2 protein-coding genes are annotated in these 2,103 nt (G+C 66.2%); both read right to left on the reverse strand.

Annotated features, from left to right (window positions below; genetic code table 11):
- Positions 1-81 precede the first annotated feature (81 nt).
- On the reverse strand, positions 82-876 hold the full coding sequence (gene istB, locus E2C06_RS36230; RefSeq protein WP_133293353.1) for an IS21-like element helper ATPase IstB: 795 nt from the start codon (positions 874-876) through the stop codon (positions 82-84).
- A partial coding sequence (gene istA / locus E2C06_RS36235; protein WP_133293354.1) for an IS21 family transposase occupies positions 873-2,103 on the reverse strand: 1,231 nt, incomplete at its 5' end. The genes istB and istA, both read right to left, overlap by 4 nt.

Genomic DNA, 2,103 nt, shown 5'->3' on the forward strand with positions numbered 1-2,103 from the left:
TGTCAACGGCGGAGGAATATTGGAGCGCCCGGCGGAGTAAAATTGGGGCAGCCGGTAGCCACCGCTTGAGCTTGGTGACCGCTACTGGGTTGCGGTTGGTTTCGGATGGGGTGGCGCGTCAGCAGTCCGCCGCCGCCTTTTGCTCTGCGCCAGACGATAGCTTTCGCCGTTCATCTCCAGAATGTGGACGTGGTGGGTGAGGCGGTCGAGCAGGGCGCCGGTCAACCGTTCACTGCCGAGGATCTCGGTCCATTCGTCGAATGGCAGATTGCTGGTCACCAGCGTGGAGCCGCGCTCGTAGCGCTGGCTGAACACCTCGAACAGCAGCTCCGCCCCGCTCTTCGACAGAGGCACAAAACCGAGCTCGTCGATGATCAGCAGCTTGTAGCCGGCCAGCTGCTTCTGCAGGCGCAGCAGCCGCTTCTCGTCCCGCGCCTCCAAGAGCTCGTGGACCAACGCGGCGGCGGTGGTGAATCCTACCGACATGCCGCGCTGGCAGGCTGCCAGACCGAGCCCGAGCGCCACATGGGTCTTGCCGGTGCCGCTATTGCCGAGCGCGATCACGTTCTCCCGCCGGCCGATGTAGTCGCCGCGTGCCAGATCGAGAACCAGTGCCTTGTTCAGCGATGGGATGGCTAGGAAGTCGAAGCTGTCGAGGCTCTTCACCGTAGGGAAGTGCGCCTCGCGGATCCGGCGCTCCACCATCCGTCCTTCACGCTCAATCAGCTCCAGCTCGGCCAGACGCAGGAGGTAGCGGAGATGATCGGCACCTTCGGCCGCGCACTGCCGCGCCAGCTTGTCGTGCTCGCGCAGGAAAGTCGGCAGCTTGAGCGCCTTGAGGTGATGGGCGAGCAGAACCTGCGGCGCGTCGCTCATGACCGGTCCTCGCTCAGCAAGCCGAGGTAGGCCCGAGCCGAGGTGGTCGCCACCTGTGCCCGGGGCAGATAGGGATAGACCTCGAGGTCCAGCCGTGGCGGCCGACGCTCTACCCGACACAGCACCAGGTGCTTGACCGCATCAAAGCCGATAGCGCCCAGCCGCAGCGCCTCAGCGACCCCCGCCTGCACTTCCTCGAGGCTGAACACCTCCAGCAGCCGCAGCACCTGGACCCATTCCCGCCGCCCCGCCTTGCTCAGGCGCGCCTCCAGCAGTCGACGGAGCACCAGGAAAGCGTCGGGCAGCTCCCAGCCGGCCAGCGGGGCGGCCTGGTCCAGCGCAGCGATCTTGCGCTCCAGCAGCGGCAGATAATGCAGCGGCTCGAGCAGCACGTCCTCACGCTCATAGGACCGGCGATGCCGGGCGATCACCGTCGCGCCACAGCCAATCACCACCGTCTCCACATAACCGCGGACCAGGACCTCGCGGTGGCCATAGGCGACCGGCACCGAGTAGTCGTTGCCGCAGTAGCGCACCAGCGACAGCGAACTCACCCGGGCGCTACGTCTCTCGCAGGCCTCGTAAGGCGCGACAGGCAGCGGCAGCATCGCCTCAAGGTCCCGCACCAGCCGCTCGCCAATGGTCTCCTCATGACCGCGCAGCCGCGCATTCTGGCGCTCCCGGCAACGCGTCTCGAGGCCATTGTTGAGAGCGGCGAAGCTCTCGACCTGCGGCACCGGTACCAGGAAGTTGCGACGGGCATAGCCGACCAACCCCTCCACCTTGCCTTTGTCGTTGCCTTTGCCCGGGCGGCCAAAGCGATCGGCGAACAGGTAGTGGGACTGCAACTCCGCAAAGGTCCGGGTGCGCTGCCGCGTGCCATCACCCAGAATGCGCGCCACCGCCAGCTTGGTGTTGTCGTACAGCATGCTCTGCGGGACACGGCCGAAAAAGGCGAACGCCGCATTGTGCCCGTCGCAGAACGCCTCCGTTGTCTCCGCCGGATAGGCCCGTACGAAGCATGCGTCGCTGTGCGGCAGATCCACCGCCAGAAAGTGGATGCGCTGCTCCACCCCCCCTATCACCGCAACCGCCTCGCCAAAGTCGGCCTGACCGTGCCCGGGCGGGTGGACCAGGGGAACGAACATCTCCTGCCCACGCAGTCGCCGCTCCCGGACGTAGTCCTTCACGATCGTCTCGCCACCCGCGAAGCCATGCTCCGTCTTA

Origin of the sequence: Dankookia rubra, from assembly GCF_004355005.1 — a bacterium.
GTDB classification, from domain to species: Bacteria; Pseudomonadota; Alphaproteobacteria; order Acetobacterales; family Acetobacteraceae; genus Paracraurococcus; species Paracraurococcus ruber_A.

Coding starts and splice junctions, on each gene's coding strand:
- istB (WP_133293353.1), bottom strand. CDS start 876: ATGAGCGACGCGCCGCAGGTTCTGCTCGCCCATCACCTCAAGGCGCTC.